An 18,040-nucleotide genomic window follows, 5' to 3' on the forward strand; every position below is an offset into this window, starting at 1 on the left:
TGGGGGGCGGGAACCCCCTTTTTGCAAAAAGGGGGTTCCCGCCCCCCACATAGCCTACTCCACTTCCCAGTGCGCCAAGGTCTGGTTGTCGGGGTGCGCTTCGCGCAGGCGGCGCAGTTCTTCGGTCAGGCGGCGTTTCTGGCCCAGTCGGGCGAGTTCTTCGAGCAGCACGATATCGGGGCCCATGTCGCCAGGGGCGGCGGTGGCACGCATTTGGGCCACTTGTTTTTCGACGGCGTCCAGGTCGGCGCGTTCGTCGTCGCTCAAGGTTTTGTCCTCGGGCACAGCGACGTCGCGGGTGCGGACCTGGGCGGTGGCCTGTTCGCCGGCCTGGGTCAGGATGGACGAGGCTTGGCCGCCGGCGGGCTTGGCGCGCAGCGGCAGCTTGTCGATGACGGGCGGGGTGTCGCTGTCGGCGCTTTGGCCCCCGTCGGCGGTGATGACCACCTGGGCCGGGCCGGTCCAGGTTTCGCGCACGCCTTTTTGCAGGAAGGCGAGCTGGACGTCCGCGCCGCGCGGCAGGTCGAGCCGTTCGCCTTCGCGCAACCGGGTGAAGACCTCCAGGGGCTTTTTCGGTCCGTCGACGGGCGACAGGGTGGCTTTGCCGTTTAGGGCGGAGACGAGGCACACGAGGCGCGGGGCTTCGGCCGAGACCGGCGTGCACAGGGCCGCCAGCAGCAATGCGGTGAGAAGGAGTGTACGGCGATGCATGATCGCTCCTTTTATTGGTCGGCCAGCCCGAGGATTTCCAGGGCCGGCACGGGTTCGCTCTTGCCTTTCACTTGGGCTTGTTCGGCGCGTCCCGTCAAGATGCCGGGACCGGCCAGATCGACGGTGGTCCGGCTGGCCACCACCGGGCAGCCCATGACCTTGGTGAAGCCTTCCAGGCGCGAGGCGGTGTTGACGGTGTCGCCGATGACCGTGAAATCGAGACGCTGGCGCGAGCCGATGTTGCCGACGACGGCCGGGCCGCTATGGAGTCCCACGCCGATGCGGAATTCCCAGTCCCCGAGCTTGGGGAAGCGTTGCCGCATCCAGCCCTGGAATTCCCGGGCCGCGTCCACCATGCCGAGCGCCGTGGCCAGGGCCTGCCGGGCGTGGGTGGGATCGGCCAGGGGCGCGCCGAACACGGCCATGACCGCGTCGCCGATGAATTTGTCGATCATGCCGCCGTGGGCCAGGATGATGTCGCAGACCTTGGAGAAGTAGGCGTTTAGCAGCTCGACGACTTCCTGCGCCGAGAGCTTCTCGCTCAAGGTCGTGAAATTGCGGATGTCGGAAAAAAGGATGGTGACCGTGGCCAGCGATCCGCCCGGGGCCGGGGGCTGGCCGCTTTTGAGGATGCCGGCGATGGCCGCCTCGGACACGTATTTGCCGAAGGCGTGGCGGATGTGGGCCTTTTCGCGTTCGCCGCGCGTCAGCCGCATGGCATTGGCTCCGGCCCAGGTCAGCGTGAGCCCGATGTCGAGCCCGGCCAGGGGCATAAGCCAGCCCGTGCGAAAAAGGCCGTAGCCCAGCCCGAACGAGGCCAGGCCGCAACCCATGGTCGCCAGCACCGACCGGCCGGGGCCGAGCTTGGCGCAGGCCAGGGCGCAAAGAACCAGAAACGGCAGCCATAGGGCGGCGGCGGGGATGCGGCCCATGGTCTTGAGGCTGCGACCGGTCAAAAGCGCTTCCACGATGTTGGCGTGGATTTCCGGGCCGGGCATGAACTCCTTGGGCGCGCCGAAAAGCGGCAGGGAGTAGGGCGAGGCCAGCCGGTCGTGGGCGCCGTGGATGTCGATGCCGAGGATGACCACCTTGCCGGCCAGCGCCTTCACTTCGGGATCGTCGGCCGCGTCCTTGGCCAGGAGCCTGGCAAAGCTTATGTGCTTGAAGGTTTCGGGCGGACCGGAAAAGGCAATGGGGCGCGGGGCCAGTGCCGCTGTCGTATCGATGCCGGCCAGTCCCGGGGCCTTGGGATCGGCTTTTTGGGCCAGGGCGGCGGCGAAGGACAGCCTGGGCTCCCCCTTGGAATAGAGCGCCGGGGCGAAGCGGCGCACCACGCCGTCGCGGTCGAGCGGCACGTTGGTGAGCCCAAGGTCCGCCTCGTGCCCGGGCAGGGCGATCAGGTAATCGGCCGCCGGCAGGCTGAAGGCCGGTTCGCCGGACTCGGTGGAGACGCTGGCGGCCAGGATGACCTTGCCCTTGGCCAGCTCCAGCATGAAGTCGCGGTCGAAGTCGCGGCTGGCATCGGACCCGATCATGTCCATCCAGGTGACCGGCGAAAGGGCCGGCTGGATGTCCAGGCCCACAGCCGCCACGCCCACCTTGCGCAGTGTGGCCAGGATCTTCGCGTACAGCGGTCCCCAAAAGACCAGCGGTCGGTCCGGTTCGGCGGCCAGCGCCTCGTCGTCGAGCAGGGCCACGGCCACGCGCGCGGGCTCGTGGCGCTTGCCGGCAATGACGTGCCACAGATCCGAGTTCCAGGCGTCGACGCGTTTGGCCGGCTCCAGCGAGGAAAAAAACAGCCCCGCCGTCACGGCGGCGAGGAGCAGGCAGACATAAAAAACTGGTTTGAAATGCATGGCGGTTCCGCGAGTTGCCGGCCCAAAGACCGGCGGGTGGGGATGGCCCGGACGGGCGACGGAGTCCTTTTCGCGCGAACGGCTGCCGGCGTCCACGAAAAAATGCGTCCTTGCCCGCTGTTGCGGCCAAACGTTTTTGCGGCGGACGGCTTGCTTAAGAAACCGGAGTGCTCCACAATCGCCATGACTTGCACCCGCCGCCTCGCGGCAGCGGTCGAAAAGGAGGAATTCATGCGTATTGCCGACGAGATGACGCAACTGACGGGCCATACCCCCATGGTCTGGCTGACCCGGCTGGCCGAGGGCTGCGTGGCCCGGGTGGCGGCCAAGCTCGAATCGTTCAATCCTTGCTCCTCGGTCAAGGACCGCATCGGCGTGGCCATGATCCAGGCCGCCGAGCGCGACGGCCGCGTACGCCCCGGCACGGTCATCGTCGAACCCACCTCGGGCAACACCGGCGTCGGGCTGGCCTTTATGTGCGCCGTTCGCGGCTACAAGCTCGTCCTGACCATGCCGGAGTCCATGAGCGTGGAACGCCGGGCGCTTTTGCGCGGCTTCGGGGCCGAACTGATCCTGACCCCGGCGGCCCAGGGCATGCGCGGGGCCGTGACCCGGGCCGAGGAACTCGTGGCCGAGCTGCCCGACGCCTTCATGCCCATGCAGTTTTCCAACCCGGCCAACCCCGAAGCCCATTACCGGACGACCGGCGTCGAAATCTGGGAAGACACCGACGGGCTGGTGGACATCTTCGTGGCCGGCGTGGGCACCGGCGGGACGCTGACGGGCGTGGCCAAGGCGCTCAAAGAGCGCAAGCCGGCGGTGCGGGCCGTGGCCGTGGAGCCCGCCACCTCGCCCGTGCTTTCCGGCGGCAAGCCGGGACTGCACGCCATCCAGGGCATCGGGGCCGGATTCGTGCCCGAAGTGCTGGACATGGGCGTGGTCGACGAGGTCTTTCCCGTGGAAAACGAGGCCGCCATCACCACGGCCAAATGCCTCATGCGCGAGGAAGGCATTTTGTGCGGCATCTCGTCGGGCGCCAACGCCCAGGCGGCGATCAGCATCGCCAGGCGCCCGGAAAACGCCGGCAAGATCGTCGTGTTCGTGGTGTGCGACACCGGCGAACGCTACCTGTCCACACCGCTTTTCGCCGAGGAGGCCTGATCGCCGTGAGCCCCATCCCCCAGCCGCCGCGCCGCAAGCCTTCGCCCGTGGAATGGGTGGCCGAGATGCTGTGCGAGGAATCTTCCTATCGCACGGTCTACCACCGGCCCCTGCACGACGAGCCCATGCCGGCCATCAAGACCCTGGCCGAACTCATGGAACGCCTGCGGGCCGTCATCTTTCCGGGTTATTTCGGCCATTCCGACATCACTCCGGAAAACATGCGCTTTCATATCGGAGCCAATCTCGACGCCATTTTTCGGTTGCTCACCGATCAGGTGCGCCGGGGATTCTGTTTCTTTTGCGACCTCGACGGCACGGGCGATTGCAAGGAATGCGAGGAAAAAGCCCGGCGACTGGCCGGGGAGTTCCTCATGCGCCTGCCCGATATCCGCGACGCCCTGGCCGAGGATGCCCAGGCCGCCTACGAAGGCGATCCGGCCTCCCGGTCGCCCGGCGAAACCATCTTCTGCTATCCGAGCCTCACCGCGCTCACCCACCACCGCGTTGCCCACGAGCTGCACCTGCTCGGCGTGGACCTCATTCCCCGCATCATCACCGAAATGGCCCACTCCGCAACCGGTATCGACATCCATCCCGGAGCCACCATCGGCCGGCGGTTTTTCATCGACCACGGCACCGGTACCGTCATCGGGGAAACCTGCATCATCGGCGACAACGTGCGCTTGTACCAGGGCGTCACCCTCGGCGCCAAAAGTTTCCCCAAAGACGAGGACGGGATGCTCGTCAAAGGTATTCCGCGCCATCCGGTCGTGGAAGACGACGTGGTCATCTACTCCGGAGCCACCGTGCTCGGCCGCATCACCATCGGCAAAGGCTCGGTGGTCGGCGGCAACGTCTGGGTTACCCGTGACGTGCCGCCCTATTCGCGCCTCGTGCAACAAGGCCCGGGCGGCGGCGGCAGCTGCGACGGCGGCGGGATTTGACGGCAGGGCCGGCCAGGGCCGGACAGGGCAGGGAAGGAGAGGGAAGGAGAGGGCAGGGGCTCCGCCCCTGGACCCCGCCGGGGGACTTGATGTCCCCCGGACCCCCTTTTACCGGGTTGGGATGGTGAGGCGGGAGTTCGGTTGGGGGGATCTTGTTGCCGCAATCGGCCCGGCGACACGAGGGGCTTTCGCCCCTCGACGCCGGACGCGATTGCGGCAACAACCGCGCCAGCGGCGAAGCGCCGCATTTAAGAAAAGATAAGTGCTTTAATTGTCGCCCCAAAGGGGCGACCGGCGTGGTGGAGGCGGCATCGTCCCGACAAATGCCGCCTCCATCTTCCCCAAGCCCGCCTGACCGTTTCTCCGTCAAAGTCCCGCCCAGCCAAAGCCGAGAAGGGGGGCCCGGGGGGCCCGTGGCCTCCCGGCGGGGGGGCGGGGCAGAGCCCCCGCTGCCTTCGCCTTCGCTTTTGCCTACCCCCTGCCGCGTCCGCGCGCGTCGAAGGCGGCCACGAGTTTGTCCTGGTAACGGGCGAGGAAGGCGGCCAGGGGCAGGCTTATGGCTGTGAGCAGGCACATGGCGACAAAGGGGCGCATATGGGGGCGCAGGAGGTCCGCGCCGTAGCCGAGGATGGGCTGGTGGAGCAGGTAGAAGCTGTAGGAGGCGGCGGCCGCGGCGGCGATGCGGGGCTTGGCCCCGAGTCGGGCCATGGCGGGCCAGGCGAAGAGCGATCCGGCCACGCCGATGCAGGCGGCGACGAGGAGGATATGGGCCAGGGGCATGGGCAGGGCGGTTTTGAAGAGAATGGCCAGGGGCAGGCAGACGTAGGCCAGGGCGGCGAATCCCATGCGCCAGGAGGCGGGCACGCCGGTGGGGTCGTCGCTGGCGAGCCGGGCGGCCCGGGGCTTCCAGGCCAGGGCGAAGGCCATGCCCAGGGCGAATTCCGGCAGGCGGTAGGGCAGGTTGAAGTAGAGCATGTAGTCGAGCAGGGCGGCGGTGCCGTTTATTTTGGCCAGAAGCGACAGCAGCAGCCACAGGCCCCAGCCGAAGGCCAGGCAGGAGATGAGGGCGCGTTTGGTGCCGAGCTTGCGGAAAAGAAGCAGGACCAAGGGGTAGGTCAGGTAGAACTGGGCAAGCAGGCTCATCCACCACAGGGCGGGTTCCAGGCAGAAAAAGCGGGCCGGGTCGAAGGTCTGGACGAAGATGATTTTTTCGCCCACGCAGGCGGCCAGGGCGGCGAAGGGCATGGTCCCGGCGACGAGGGCGACGAGGCTCCACAGGGCCAGGGACAGGTAGTATTGGGGCACGATGCGGCCGAAGCGTCGCAGGAAGAAGTCGCGGTAGCGCATGGGCGGCTTGCCGCCTGGATCGGCGTGGGGCAGGGTGAGGACGAAGCCGGTGATGGCGTTAAACACCACGACGCCGAGGTAGCCTTGGCTCAGGATGTCGCCGAGGATGGGGCCGAGCGGGTTTTGCGCGCCGGCGTCGGGCAGCACGGTCCACAGGTGGTAGAAGAAGATGCCGGCCATGGCCAGGACCCGGATGCTTTCGATCTGGGTGACGCGCCGCTGCATGGGAGCTCCTTTCACGGTCGTGGATGCGTGTGGCGGGAAAACGGGCCGCCAAGCCCGGAACTTGGCGGAAATGCGGTCTTTTCGCAAGAAGGGAGTCGGGCATGCGGGTGACGTTTGTCGGCGTGGGCGAGGCTTTTGACGAGCGGCTGCCCAATACGAGCCTGCTGGTGGAAGGCGTGGGCGCGGATGGGCCGCGCACGATCCTTTTGGATTGCGGGTTTACGGCCGGGGCGGCCTTTTTCGGCTGCGGGGCGCTGCCGGCGGCGCTTCGGGAGCGGGGACCGGACGCGATCTGGATATCCCATTTCCACGGCGACCATTATTTCGGCCTGCCGTATGCGCTGACGCGTTGGCACGAGCAGGGCCGCCGCGAACCGCTGACGGTGTACGGCGGCGAGGGCATGGCCGGGAAACTCGCGGCGCTTGTGGACATGGCTTATCCCAATGTGCGGGGAAAGCTCACGTATCCTTTGAAGGGCGTTTCCGTGGCCGATGGCGAGGCGTTTTCGTTGGCCGGCCTGCCGGCCCGGACGGCGTTGACCGGGCATGGCGCGCCGTGTCTGGCCTTGCGCCTGGAGACGGCGGACGGTGGGCTTTATTACAGCGGCGACGGCGCGCCGAAGGCGGCTTGCGTGGAGCTGGCCCGGGGCTGCGGGCTTGTCGTGCAGGAAGCGTATGGGCTTGCGGCCGGCATTCCCGGGCACGGGTCCGTCGCGCAGGCGATCGAATTGGCGCGTGAGGCCGGGGCCGGGGCGTTGGCCGTGGTCCATGTGCGCCGCGAAGTCCGCCGGGAGCAAAGCGGGGATATCCGGCGGATGTTGGAGGAAAGCGGCATACGGGCCTTTTTGCCGGAGCCCGGTGACGTCTTTGCGCCGGCTCAGCGCGAGGCGCTGTAATTCGCGGAGTCCCCGACCACGAGGTAGCTGCCGGGATTGGCCACGGGCGTGCGCCCGGTCCGCAGTATCCACATGTCCTTGTCCGGTTCGCTGACGGCCATCTCCTCGTAGCGGCGGTCCAGGATCGAATACCTGTCGAAAAAGGCGTTGGACGCGGCGGAAATCCGCACGCAGCCCTTGGAATCCGTGCCGCCCAGGCGCGGTTCGCCCTGGTCCGGGTCGGTGGCGTGCATTAAAAGCCGCATTTGGCTGTCGTAGACGCCCTGGCGGAACTTGCGGGGGGCCTGCTGGAAGCCGAAGTCCCACACCCGGCTTCCCCGTGCCCCAAGGCCACGCCATCCCTTGCTGTTTTTCGTGCCCTGGGCGCGGTAGCTCCAGTTCTCGGGAGTATTTTCGAAGACGCCGACCGGCGTGAGGAACGAATCCTTGCCGGCGCGCAGTTTGCCTGTGGAAATGAAGTCCACGCCAAGCAGCAGCACCTTCTTCGCCCCGGCGTCGTAAAAGGCCAAAAACGCCAGCTGGGTGGCGGGATTGCGGTCGGCGTAGACGAAGAACTGGCTGGCGGAGAGGTCGGCTCCGGCGGCCGAAAGGCGGCTTAGGGCGTCGAGGCGGATGTCGTCGCGGTATTGCCGGCTTGGCGCGGTGAGCATGTCCAGCCGGTGCAGGCGCGGAGAGCGGCCGACGCGGGCCAGGGTCTTGGCCGTGACCGTGGCGGCGTAATCCACGGCGATGCGGGCGAGTTCCTGACGCAGGGCCGGCGTGGAGGCTTCGCCGGCCTCGACGACGCCGAAGTCCGAAGGCGCGGTGCGGGGCTTTTTTTTCTGGGCGGCCTGGGCGGGAAGGAGCAGGGCCAGAAACAGGACGGCCAGAAAAAAGGTTTCGGCGAAAAGCCCGGGGCCCCGCCTTGCCGGGAGAACAAAAAGCGGGCTCCCCGTTCGAGGGAAACCCGCTTGTTTGGCAAGGAGGAGATCCGGGACGCCCGAGGGTCTAGAAGACCCGGCGACCTCCGGCATAATGCGTTCTCCAGTAATCTTCTTCGAGGTTGCTTATGGTCACGGTCTTGCCGTGGCTGGCGCTGTGGATGAACTTGCCGTTTTCCAGGTAGATGCCGACGTGGCTGATGCCGCGCTTGGAGCGGAAGAAGACCAGATCGCCCTTGCGCAGCTTGTTTTTGGCCACCATCTTGCCGACATGGTACTGCTCGCGCGACGAGCGGGGCAGATGGATGCCGTAGCGGTTGAAGACCCAGGTGGTGAATCCCGAGCAGTCGAAGCCGCTGTTGGGATTGCAGCCTCCGGAGCGATAGGGGGTGCCGATCTGGGTGTTGGCGGTGCGGAGCATGCGGTCGTAGACGCTGCCCTTGCGCTGCACGGCGGCCAGTTCGAAAAGATTTTCGCTCAGGAGTTGTTGGGGGCCGGACGCGACCTTGGGCGTGGAGCCCTGGTCGAAAAGGTTGCCGGAGAGGAGATTGTGCTCGGCGTCGGCCTTGAGGCGTTCTACGGGTGCGGTGTCGTGGGTGATAAAATCGTTTCTGGCGTTAAAACCCTGATACTCTTCGAATTTATACGAGTAGGTCTTTTGTTTCGAGGAGCAGCCGGCAGCCAATAGGGCGAGCAGGGCTACGCAGATGACCGGTTTGAGTTTGTGTCTGACGTGTGCGTGCGCGTCGGTCAAAACCGTTCCTCCTTGCTGGAGTTTCTGGCCGGGGCAGCTTTTGGGCTGTGGTAACGACAACCTTCCGCATTGCAAGAGCACATTAGTAACAGTTCGTCCGATTCGCGTGACATCACGCGGGACACGCTCTCAGGTCGCCAGATTCTCTACGAAAGGTTAGGCGATTTCTAAAAGAGTCGCATTTTTTCGTCAAGATCATTTTGACAATTTAATAAATTGAAACCAAAAACGTTGTTGGATAAACCTTGTCGACCAGCTATGTATAACGTATAATTTACTGAAATGAAAAAATATTTTACCGTAATAACCGCCTCTGGCGAACAGGCGGTCCCGGTCGGCGCCGGCGACGTCATGGCCCGGTCCCTGTTTCGGGCCGGATACTTCGTGGGCGCGCCCCTTTGCGCCGGGTTGGGGCGTTGCGGCCGGTGCCGGGTGCGCTACCTCACGCCGCCGCCAACGCCGCTGCCGGCCGAAGTCCGCCGGCTTGGCGAGGCGGCCTTGGCCGAGGGCTGGCGGCTGGCCTGCCTGCGTCCGGCCCAGGGCGGCGAACGGCTGACCCTGGACGCGACCGGCCCCGCGCCGACCTACGATCCGGCTGCGGTGACGGGGAGCCTTGGCGGCGACGGCCCCCTCGGGCTGGCCGTGGATATCGGCACCACCGGCTTGGCCTGGCGGCTTGTGGACCTTGCCGACGGCAGCGTTGCCGCCGAGGGGCGCGGCGTCAATCCCCAGCTCGGGGCCGGCGGCGAGGTCGTCTCCCGCCTGGCCTTCGCCCTGGAACCCGGCGGCGGGGCCTATCTGCGCGATCTTGTCCTCGACGTCATCGCGCAAAAAGCCGCCCTGGCCGGGGACCGGCTCGCCGGGCTGTGCGTGGCCGGCAATTCGGCCATGGTGTCCATCCTGTGCGGCAAGGAGCTGTCCGGGCTGGCCCATGCCCCGTATGGCCTCGTCTGGCGGGCCGGGGAGGAGGTGGCGCTCGGCCGGGCCCTGCCGCCGGCCTATATCCCGCCGCTTTTGGGCCCGTTCGTGGGCGCGGACCTCAGCGCCGGGCTCACCGCGCTGCTGCGGCAAGCGCCGACCTATCCCTTTTTGCTGGCCGATCTCGGCACCAACGCCGAGATGATCGTCGGGCTCGCCCCGGACCGGTTCCTGGCCGCAAGCGCCCCGCTGGGGCCGGCCCTCGAGGGCGTGGGCTTGAGCCAGGGGGCGCTGGCCGGGCCGGGCGTGGCCGTTTCCTTCGAACTGACCCCGACCGGCGTCGTGCCGGTGCTTTTCCCGGGGAGCGACGCGCCCGGAGCCGCCCACGGCATCGCCGGGCCGGGTTATTTGTCCCTGGCCGCGCTGCTTAGGGAGCAGGGCGTGCTTGACACCGACGGCCGTTTCGCCCAAACCCCTGCGCCGACCCCTCTTGGGCAGCGCCTGCGCCGGCTGGTCGCGACCGAGCACGGCGAACCCGTGTTCGAGACCGCCGGCTACCGCCTGTTCGCTTCCGATGTGGAAGAGCTGCTCAAGGTCAAGGCGGCCTGCAACCTGGCCGTGGCCTCGCTTTTGGGCGCGGCCGGGCTGTCCACGGCCGATCTGGCCGGCGTGCATCTGGCCGGGGCGTTCGGGGCCAAGGTCGCTCCGGACGATCTGGAAAGCCTCGGCTTTTTTCCGCCGGGACTGGCCGGCCGGGTCCATGTGGCCGGCAACCTGTCCCTGGCCGGGGCGACGCTTTTTCTGACCGCGCCGCTGGCGCGGGCCACGGCCGAGGCGCTGCCCGCCGTGACCACGATCGTGCCCCTTGTCGACGCATCCGGTACTTCCGACGCTTCCGATGCCTTTATCCGCAGGATGGTTTTCGCCTATGTCCCCTGACGCCGCACCCGCGACCGCGCCCATACGCCACCTCTTCCGCCCCCTGCTCCCGGAGGCGACCACGGCCCTGGCCGGCTATCCCGCCCTGTTGCGCCGGGCCCTCGGGTTGACTCCCGGCCGGGAGCGCGAACTGCCGTGGCGCATCCGCGACCTGTCCCTGTCCCTGACCGCCGAACGCGACGGCGGCCCCAAGCCCGGCTACCTGAGCGAACCGCGCACCCTGGCCGCCTATGCCTGGTATTTTTTGCCCTGGAACCTGCTGCGCCTCTCAAGGCTGTTGCCGGGGCTCGACCTCGATCTTCCCGACGGCGGGCTCGTGTGCGACCTGGGCTCGGGGCCGCTGACCTTTGTCCAGGCCCTTTGGCTGTCGCGGCCCGACCTGCGCCGCAAGCGGCTGCGGTTCACCTGCGTGGACCGTTCCCGGCGCGCCCTGGACCTGGGGCAGGCCCTTTTTACCGGGCTGGCCGGCTTCGATCCGACGACGGCGGACGCGCCCTGGCGCATCCGGACCGTGCGCGGCGAATATTGGCAGGGCCTTGCCGACGGGGCGCAACTTACGACCATGGTCAACGTGGCCAACGAGCTGGCCGAATCGGGCCGGGAGCCTCTCGATCTCCGCATGGAGCGGCTTGCCGGGCAATTGGCCGATTCCCTGGCCCCTGGCGGACGGGCGCTGGTGGTCGAGCCGGGCACGCGCCTGGGCTGGCGCTGTCTGGCCGCCATGCGCACGGCCCTGGTCGAGATGGGGCTGGGGCTTGCCGCCCCCTGTCCCCACGGCGAGGAGTGTCCCTTTTCCGCGAGCAAGGTGCGGGCCTGGTGCCATTTCAATATCTCGCTCGCCGGCGCGCCGGCCTGGCTCACCACGCTTTCCGACAAGGCCGAGCTCGGCAAGCAGCGCCTGAGCCTGTCTTTTCTGATGGCCCGGGCCGCGCCTCCCGAATACGCGGCACAGGCCGTCCGCATCGTGTCCGGTCCCTTTTCCCTGAACGACGCGCCCGGGGCGGCCGTGTACGGTTGCACCGAAAAGGGGCTGGCCGTGGTGGTCGCGCCGGACGGCCGGGCGCCGCGCCCGGGTGATCTGCTCATTCGCGACATCCCCCAGGATGCCCCCCGCGACGCCAAATCCGGCGCGCCCCGGATTATTCTCGACGCGCAGGCCGTTCCCGCGCCCAAGGCCGCGCCGGATACGGCCGCAGTGGAGCGTTCCGGGGCAAAGCCGCCGCGCCGCCGGCCGCAACCCGGGACGGGGAGCGGGGTGGACAGGCCGGCAATGCCGAAGCGGTCGGCCAGACCGGCCAAATCGCATTCCGGGACGATGCCCGGGGCCAAATCCACCCGCCGGTCCGGAGGGGGAAAATATCCCGGAAGCGGGAAAAGGAGCGGCAAGGCATGAGCCAAGGCGAACAAGCGGAGGGACAGGCCGGCTCGGCCGGCCGCCTGCCCTCCTGGCTGCGGGTCAGACTGCCCAAGGACGCCGCCTTCGGCGAAACGGCCCATACCGTGGCCGCCGGCGGACTGCGCACGGTCTGCCGGGGAGCGCGTTGCCCCAATATCTTCGAGTGCTTTTCCCGGGGCACGGCAACTTTTTTGATCCTTGGCGGCGTGTGCACGCGCGGCTGCGCCTTTTGCAACATCACCGCCGGCCGGCCCGATCCCGTGGATCCGGGCGAACCCGCGCGCCTGGCCGCTGCCGTGGCCGAGCTGAAGCTTACCCACGCCGTGGTCACCTCGGTCACCCGGGACGACCTGCCGGACGGCGGCGCGGCCCATTTCGCTGCCACCATCGCCGCCCTGCGACAGGCCTGCCCGGACACCACCGTGGAGGTGCTCACCCCGGATTTCGGCGGGGATCCGGTCGCCTTGGATATCGTGCTCGCGGCCCGGCCCGACGTCTTCAACCACAATGTCGAGACCGTGCCCCGTCTGTATCCCACGGCCCGGGCCGGGGCCGATTACGCCAGGAGCCTGGCCGTGCTCGCCCGGGCGGCGGCCGCCGGCGCGTCGGTCGTCAAAAGCGGGCTCATGGTGGGGCTCGGCGAGACCCGCGAAGAGCTGACGGCGGTTTTTGACGATCTGGCCCGGGCCGGCTGCCGGGTGGTCACGGTGGGCCAGTATCTGCGGCCGTCGCGACGCAACCTGCCGGTGGCGCGCTACGTGCCCCCGGACGAATTCGACGCCCTGGCCGCTCTGGGCCGCGATCACGGTATTGCGGAAATGGTGTGCGCGCCCCTCGTGCGCAGCTCCTACAAGGCCGGCAATACGGCCGCGGTCGCCTCCCTTCGTTGTTGTCCGCACCCCTGAAATGGGGTAGGGACTGCGGCATCCACGTTTCCGAGCAGAAAACCGACAGCACATGGGAGGTCCCGCGTGGAGGTGTCACAAACCGGCATCCCCGGCCTTGTCACGATCAAACCGAAAGTGTTTGGCGACAACCGGGGATTTTTTCTTGAAACCTACAGCCGCGCCGCCTTTGCCGCAGCCGGCCTCGATTACGATTTCGTCCAGGACAACCATGCCCGTTCGGGCCCCAAGGGCGTGCTGCGGGGACTGCACTTCCAGCGGCCGCCATCGACCCAGGCCAAGCTCGTCTGGGTGGTGCGCGGGGCGGTCCTCGACGTGGTCGTGGATTTGCGCGTGGGGTCGCCGACGTACAAGAAATGGTTCGGCATCGAGCTGACCGAGGACAACTTCATGCGGCTGATGGTGCCGCGCGGCTTTGCCCACGGCTACGTGACCCTGACCGAGAACGCGGAGTTCATGTACAAGGTCGACGCGCCCTATGTCCCGGCCGACGACGCCGGCATCGCCTGGAACGATCCGGAAATCGGCATCGACTGGCCGGTGGCCGAACCCATATTGTCCGAAAAGGACGCCCGGCAGCCGACCTTGGCCGCCTTGGGGTCGCCTTTTATTTATCAGGGGCACGATACGAGCGGGGAGGACTCATGACGGAATCTGCCTGTTGCGCCGGGGGAAAGGGCCGCTACGCCCTTATTTTGGCCGGCGGATCGGGGACGCGGCTGTGGCCGTTGTCCCGGACATTGCTGCCCAAGCAATTGCTGGATCTCGGCGAGGGCGAGACGCTTTTGCAGTCCACCGCCCTGCGGGTGTGCGAGTCTTTCGCCCCGGACCATGTGTTCGTCATCACCAATGAAGAGCACCGGTTCGAGGTCCGCACCCAGCTCCAAGCCGTCTTGCCGGATGCGGGCACAAGGGTTCTGGCCGAGCCCATGGGGAAAAACACCCTGCCCGCCATCATGCTTGGCCTCGAACCCATCGTGGCCGCCGATCCGAAGGCCGTGGTCGGCGTTTTTCCGGCCGACCACCGCATCCGGGACCACGCCTCGCTCCAGGCGGCCATGGACCGGGCCGCGGCCCTGGCCGGGGAAGGCTGGTTCGTCACCTTCGGCATTCCGCCCCACGCGCCGGAAACCGGCTACGGCTACATCCACCGGGGCGAACCGCTGGGGCAGGGCGCGCACAAGGTGGCCGGGTTCACCGAAAAGCCCGATCTCCCCACGGCCGAAAAGCTCGTGGCCGGCGGCGAGCATTTCTGGAACAGCGGCATGTTCGTCTTTCGGGCCGACGTGTTCCTGGCGGCCGTGGCCGCCCATGCGCCGGAGATTTACGCCTGGTGGGAGGGCCGCGACGACAGCCCCCTGACGGCGGGCTACGCCGGGCTCCCGGACATTTCCGTGGATTACGGCGTGGTGGAGAAGATGGACAACATCGCCATGGTCGAGGCGCCGTTCGACTGGGACGACCTCGGCAGTTGGGAGGCGCTGTACCGTCTGGGCAAAAAGGACGGTACGGGCTGCGTCACGAAGGGCCAGGTGCTGGCGCTCGACTGCTCGGACTCGCTGTTTTTCTCCCAGGGCAGCTCCCTGGCCGTGGCCGGGGTCAAGGACATGATCGTCATCCAGACCCGCGACGCGACCCTCGTCTGTCCGGTGTCCGAGGCCCAGCGGGTCAAGGACGTGGTGGGGCGGCTCAAGTCCCAGGGCAGCAAGCTTATCGAGGCCCACGTCACGGTGCGCCGTCCCTGGGGCAGCTACACCGTGCTCGAGGGCGGACCCGGCTACAAGATCAAGCGCATCGAGGTGCCGCCGGCTGGGCGGCTGTCGCTGCAGATGCATCACCACCGGGCCGAGCATTGGGTGGTGGTGTCGGGTACGGCGCTGGTCCAGCTCGGCGACGAGGAACGGCTTCTCATCGAGAACCAGTCCGTGGACATCCCCAAGGGCACGGTGCACCGGCTGTCCAACCCGGGCAAGATCCCGGTGGAAATCATCGAGATCCAGTCCGGGCCGTATCTCGAGGAGGACGACATCGTCCGTTTCGACGATGTTTACGGACGCAAGGTCGGCGAGGGCGGCGCGCAATCCTCGGCGTCGGAAGATAGCGGGGATTCGTGAATTTTTTCATTAGACCTTGACACGGAAGTTGTGGCCTGGGTAAAAAGCGCGGTGCGGCGCTCCATGCCGGGGTGAGGGGACAGCCCCCGGCATATGCCGCATCCGCAACCGCTTCATTTTTTCCGACCGCGCCCCGGGGGCGGCGGGCGTCGCGCGGCATCGCCCGCGGCGATAAACCAGCAACGGCACATGGGCAGGGGAAGTATGGAGGAGAAAAGATCGAATTCGGCCGGCGGCGTTGGCGGCATGGTGCTTTGTGCCCTGATCGGCTTCGTCGGCGCCCTTGTGGTAGGGTGGGTCATCTTTCCGAAACTGCTTTACAGTGAAAAGACACAACCCATTCGTTTCAGTCACACGGTCCATGCGCAGCTGGGCATAGAGTGCGAGCAGTGCCACCATCTCGGCCCCGACGGCCGGTTTGCCGGCCTGCCCACGACCGAGTCCTGCGCCGAGTGCCATGGCGACGAAACCGGGGACAAATCGCCTAACGGCAAGGAAATCGACAAGTTCGTCAAGGACTACGTCAAGACCGGCGCCCAGGTCCCCTGGCTCGTCTACCAGTATCAGCCCGACAACGTGTTCTTCTCCCATGCCGCCCACAAGGGGTTCGAGTGCACCAAGTGCCATCCCGATGTGGCCAAGATGGACAATCCTCCGGCGTACTACGAGAACCGGCTCAGCGGCTACAGCAAAGACACGATGAAGATGTGGCAGTGCGAACGTTGTCATGCCTCCATGGGCACGAGCAACGCCTGCTACGTCTGTCATAAATAAGGGGGGAGAAATGGGAGTTGATCGCAGAGCTTTCCTCGGGCTTGTGGCGGGTGGCGCCGTGGGCACCATGTTCACCCCCATCCCGTGGAAATTGTTGGATGATGTTTCCATCTGGACGCAGAACTGGCCGTGGATTCCCAAGGTGCCCAAGGGCCAGATCGACTATGTGACCACCACGAGCAAGTTGTGTCCGGCCGGTGAGGGCCTGAAAATCATGCGCGTGGCCGGCAATCCGATCACGGCCGCCGGCAACCCTGCCCACCCCCTGTCCTGTGGCGGCGTCTCGGCCCTGGCCCGGTCCGAAGTCTACATGCTGTACAGCCCGGCGCGGGTCAAATCGCCCATGAAGAAGTCGGGCAAGGCCTTCGTGCCCATCACCTGGGAACAGGCGCTCATTGAAATGGCCGACAAGCTCGGCGCGGCCAAGGGCTCGGTCGCCTGCGTCTCGGGCGACCAGACCGGCACCGTCAACGAAGTGCTTTCGGCCTTCGTCGGCAAGCTCGGCGCGGCCGGCTACTTCATGATGCCCTCCGAAGCCACCACCGCCGCCAAGGGCATGCAGCTCATGGGCGGCAAGGGGCAGCCCGGCTACGACTTCGAAAACGCCGACACCGTGCTGGTCCTTGGCGCGGACATCTTCGAAACCTGGGGCACCTCCACCCGCAACCGCAAGGCCTTTGGCGCCAAGCGGCCGGTCGGGGCCAAGCCCGCTTCCCAATACATCTACGTCGGGCCGACCAAGAACAACACCGCCGCCGTGTGCGACCAGTGGATTCCGGCTTCGGCGGCCGACCTCGGCGTGGTGGCCCTCGGCATCGCCTGGCACCTGATCAAGGCCGGGGCGACCAGCAGCGCGCCCGGCTTCGACACCCTGCGCGCCGTGGTCAACGGCGGTTTCGGTCCGGACGACGTGAAGCGCGCCACGGGCATCGAGCCCGCCGTGCTCGCCGGCGTGGCCAAGGCCCTGGCGTCCTCCAAGGCCGCCATGGTGGTCACGGGATCGCCTTTCGGCCAGGGACTGGGCGCTGGCGCCTTCATGGCCGGCATGGCGCTCAACATCCTGCTCGGCCGCATCAACAAGCCCGGCGGCGTCTACGCCCTGCCGGAGCTGGCCACGGTGGTGCCTGGAGCCATGACCCGCGAGGCCATGCTCAAGGCCGACCTTCCCGGCTTCCTCAAGGCCGTGGCCGACGGCAAGAAACCGGCCCCCAAGGCCTTGCTGGTCTACGACGCCAACCCGGCCTACGGCCTGCCCGAAGCGGCGACCATGGCCAAGGCCCTGGAAAAAATCCCGTACAAGGTCAGCTTCTCTTCCTTCATGGACGAGACGGCGGCCATGTGCGACCTCGTGTTGCCCAATTCCCTGACTCTGGAACGCTACGACGATGTGGTCACGCCCTATGGCTCGGGGTTTTGCATCTACAGCCTGGTCACGCCCTACCAGAAACCGGTGCACGACACCCGGACGACCGGCGACGTGATCCTGGCGCTGGCCCGCAAGCTGAGCATCGATCTGAAGTTCGACAACTTCCAGCAGGTGCTCAAGGAAAAGGTGGCCACCCTGGCCAAGGCCTCCGGCGGCTTTGTCGCCAAGGACGTCATGCCCTGGCAGGTGGCGGCGGGCAAGCCCGCGCCCGCGCTCGCCGGCGGCGACCTGTGGAAGGCCCTTTCCGCCGGTTACGCCTGGACCATGGTCGGCTCCGTGACCCAGACCGGACTCGGCTTCGCCCCCGAGGTGCTGGCCAAGGCGGTGAAGCCCGGCAAGACTTCCGGCAAGACCGTGACCCTGGCCCCCTACGCCCAGCTGCGTACCGGCACCCCGACCACCGGCATCCCCTGTCAGGACCTGACCATGGTGCCCGACACGGAGCTTCTCGGCGAAACCACCATGGTGCGCATGGGCAGCGCCACGGCCAAGGCGCTCGGCGTCAAGCCCGGCGCGATGGTCAAGCTCACCGGCGCCGGAACGCACTGCAAGGCCCAGGTCCACATCTTCGAGAGCGTCATGACCGGCGTTGTGTCGGCTCCCTTGGGCTTCGGCCATACCGCCTTCGACATCTTCAGCAAGGGCAAGGGCGCCAATTACCTGGCGCTTCTACCCGTGACCGAGGAGCCGGGCACCGGCATGTCCATGTGGGCCGCCGCTGAAGTCAAAATCGCCTAACCACGAGTCAAAG

15 protein-coding genes are annotated in these 18,040 nt (G+C 67.1%); 10 read left to right on the forward strand and 5 right to left on the reverse strand.

What is annotated here, in order from left to right; genetic code table 11:
- Positions 1–54: 54 nt before the first annotated feature.
- A complete protein-coding gene (locus DESFRDRAFT_RS18150; RefSeq protein ID WP_005996396.1) occupies positions 55–711 on the reverse strand; it encodes a hypothetical protein in 657 nt (218 codons plus the stop codon).
- An 11-nt stretch (positions 712–722) separates the two neighbouring features.
- Positions 723–2,567, reverse strand: coding sequence for an adenylate/guanylate cyclase domain-containing protein (locus tag DESFRDRAFT_RS18155; protein WP_043795276.1), 1,845 nt, complete (start codon positions 2,565–2,567; stop codon positions 723–725).
- 231 nt (positions 2,568–2,798) lie between these two features.
- Here DESFRDRAFT_RS18155 and cysK point away from each other — a divergent pair, with 231 nt between their 5' ends.
- Both cysK and epsC read left to right on the forward strand, forming a co-directional pair.
- A complete protein-coding gene (gene cysK, locus DESFRDRAFT_RS18160) occupies positions 2,799–3,728 on the forward strand; it encodes a cysteine synthase A (protein ID WP_005996398.1) in 930 nt (309 codons plus the stop codon).
- Between the two features lie 65 nt (positions 3,729–3,793).
- Positions 3,794–4,675, forward strand: a complete 882-nt coding sequence (epsC, locus tag DESFRDRAFT_RS18165; protein WP_199533136.1) for a serine O-acetyltransferase EpsC — start codon at positions 3,794–3,796, stop codon at positions 4,673–4,675.
- Positions 4,676–5,146: 471 nt separating this feature from the next.
- On the opposite strand, the gene DESFRDRAFT_RS18170 is transcribed toward epsC, so the two are convergent.
- Positions 5,147–6,247 carry an acyltransferase family protein gene (locus DESFRDRAFT_RS18170; protein ID WP_005996400.1) on the reverse strand — a complete coding sequence of 367 codons (1,101 nt, stop codon included), beginning with the start codon at positions 6,245–6,247 and terminating at the stop codon, positions 5,147–5,149.
- A 101-nt stretch (positions 6,248–6,348) separates the two neighbouring features.
- On the opposite strand from DESFRDRAFT_RS18170, the gene DESFRDRAFT_RS18175 reads away from it, so the two are divergent.
- Complete coding sequence (locus DESFRDRAFT_RS18175) at positions 6,349–7,143, forward strand: MBL fold metallo-hydrolase (RefSeq protein ID WP_005996401.1); 795 nt, start codon at positions 6,349–6,351, stop codon at positions 7,141–7,143.
- Here the strand turns inward: DESFRDRAFT_RS18175 and DESFRDRAFT_RS18180 are convergent.
- The gene (locus DESFRDRAFT_RS18180) at positions 7,125–8,156 is read right to left on the reverse strand and encodes a L,D-transpeptidase family protein (protein ID WP_005996402.1); all 1,032 of its coding nucleotides are present in this window, start codon (positions 8,154–8,156) and stop codon (positions 7,125–7,127) included. The two genes, DESFRDRAFT_RS18175 and DESFRDRAFT_RS18180, sit on opposite strands and share 19 nt — an antisense overlap.
- Complete coding sequence (locus tag DESFRDRAFT_RS18185) at positions 8,131–8,817, reverse strand: C40 family peptidase (protein WP_005996403.1); 687 nt, start codon at positions 8,815–8,817, stop codon at positions 8,131–8,133. Before DESFRDRAFT_RS18185 ends, DESFRDRAFT_RS18180 begins: the two co-directional genes overlap by 26 nt.
- Positions 8,818–9,168: 351 nt before the next feature.
- Between DESFRDRAFT_RS18185 and DESFRDRAFT_RS18190 the strand changes: the two genes are divergently transcribed.
- The 7 genes from DESFRDRAFT_RS18190 (at position 9,169) to qrcB (ending at position 18,027) form a co-directional block, all read left to right on the forward strand.
- The gene (locus DESFRDRAFT_RS18190; protein ID WP_233489655.1) at positions 9,169–10,674 is read left to right on the forward strand and encodes an ASKHA domain-containing protein; all 1,506 of its coding nucleotides are present in this window, start codon (positions 9,169–9,171) and stop codon (positions 10,672–10,674) included.
- A complete protein-coding gene (locus DESFRDRAFT_RS18195; protein WP_005996405.1) occupies positions 10,664–12,067 on the forward strand; it encodes a small ribosomal subunit Rsm22 family protein in 1,404 nt (467 codons plus the stop codon). The genes DESFRDRAFT_RS18190 and DESFRDRAFT_RS18195 overlap by 11 nt, the downstream gene beginning before the upstream one ends.
- The gene (gene lipA / locus DESFRDRAFT_RS18200; protein ID WP_005996406.1) at positions 12,064–12,975 is read left to right on the forward strand and encodes a lipoyl synthase; all 912 of its coding nucleotides are present in this window, start codon (positions 12,064–12,066) and stop codon (positions 12,973–12,975) included. Before DESFRDRAFT_RS18195 ends, lipA begins: the two co-directional genes overlap by 4 nt.
- Before the next feature lie 66 nt (positions 12,976–13,041).
- Positions 13,042–13,623 carry a dTDP-4-dehydrorhamnose 3,5-epimerase gene (gene rfbC, locus DESFRDRAFT_RS18205; RefSeq protein WP_005996408.1) on the forward strand — a complete coding sequence of 194 codons (582 nt, stop codon included), beginning with the start codon at positions 13,042–13,044 and terminating at the stop codon, positions 13,621–13,623.
- Positions 13,620–15,089 carry a mannose-1-phosphate guanylyltransferase/mannose-6-phosphate isomerase gene (locus DESFRDRAFT_RS18210; RefSeq protein ID WP_005996409.1) on the forward strand — a complete coding sequence of 490 codons (1,470 nt, stop codon included), beginning with the start codon at positions 13,620–13,622 and terminating at the stop codon, positions 15,087–15,089. The genes rfbC and DESFRDRAFT_RS18210 overlap by 4 nt, the downstream gene beginning before the upstream one ends.
- A gap of 204 nt (positions 15,090–15,293) precedes the next feature.
- Positions 15,294–15,863: a menaquinone reductase multiheme cytochrome c subunit QrcA gene (gene qrcA, locus DESFRDRAFT_RS18215; protein ID WP_005996411.1), complete on the forward strand. Its 570-nt coding sequence runs from the start codon at positions 15,294–15,296 to the stop codon at positions 15,861–15,863.
- Positions 15,864–15,873: 10 nt separating this feature from the next.
- Positions 15,874–18,027 (forward strand): menaquinone reductase molybdopterin-binding-like subunit QrcB, encoded by a 2,154-nt coding sequence (gene qrcB, locus DESFRDRAFT_RS18220; protein ID WP_005996414.1) that lies wholly within the window; start codon positions 15,874–15,876, stop codon positions 18,025–18,027.
- Positions 18,028–18,040 lie beyond the last annotated feature (13 nt).

Origin of the sequence: Solidesulfovibrio fructosivorans JJ] (genome assembly GCF_000179555.1) — a bacterium.
GTDB lineage: Bacteria > Desulfobacterota > Desulfovibrionia > Desulfovibrionales > Desulfovibrionaceae > Solidesulfovibrio > Solidesulfovibrio fructosivorans.

Coding starts and splice junctions, on each gene's coding strand:
- DESFRDRAFT_RS18150 (WP_005996396.1), bottom strand. CDS start 711: ATGCATCGCCGTACACTCCTTCTCACCGCATTGCTGCTGGCGGCCCTG.
- DESFRDRAFT_RS18155 (WP_043795276.1), bottom strand. CDS start 2,567: ATGCATTTCAAACCAGTTTTTTATGTCTGCCTGCTCCTCGCCGCCGTG.
- cysK (WP_005996398.1), top strand. CDS start 2,799: ATGCGTATTGCCGACGAGATGACGCAACTGACGGGCCATACCCCCATG.
- epsC (WP_199533136.1), top strand. CDS start 3,794: ATGCTGTGCGAGGAATCTTCCTATCGCACGGTCTACCACCGGCCCCTG.
- DESFRDRAFT_RS18170 (WP_005996400.1), bottom strand. CDS start 6,247: ATGCAGCGGCGCGTCACCCAGATCGAAAGCATCCGGGTCCTGGCCATG.
- DESFRDRAFT_RS18175 (WP_005996401.1), top strand. CDS start 6,349: ATGCGGGTGACGTTTGTCGGCGTGGGCGAGGCTTTTGACGAGCGGCTG.
- DESFRDRAFT_RS18180 (WP_005996402.1), bottom strand. CDS start 8,156: ATGCCGGAGGTCGCCGGGTCTTCTAGACCCTCGGGCGTCCCGGATCTC.
- DESFRDRAFT_RS18190 (WP_233489655.1), top strand. CDS start 9,169: ATGGCCCGGTCCCTGTTTCGGGCCGGATACTTCGTGGGCGCGCCCCTT.
- DESFRDRAFT_RS18195 (WP_005996405.1), top strand. CDS start 10,664: ATGTCCCCTGACGCCGCACCCGCGACCGCGCCCATACGCCACCTCTTC.
- lipA (WP_005996406.1), top strand. CDS start 12,064: ATGAGCCAAGGCGAACAAGCGGAGGGACAGGCCGGCTCGGCCGGCCGC.
- DESFRDRAFT_RS18210 (WP_005996409.1), top strand. CDS start 13,620: ATGACGGAATCTGCCTGTTGCGCCGGGGGAAAGGGCCGCTACGCCCTT.
- qrcA (WP_005996411.1), top strand. CDS start 15,294: ATGGAGGAGAAAAGATCGAATTCGGCCGGCGGCGTTGGCGGCATGGTG.
- qrcB (WP_005996414.1), top strand. CDS start 15,874: ATGGGAGTTGATCGCAGAGCTTTCCTCGGGCTTGTGGCGGGTGGCGCC.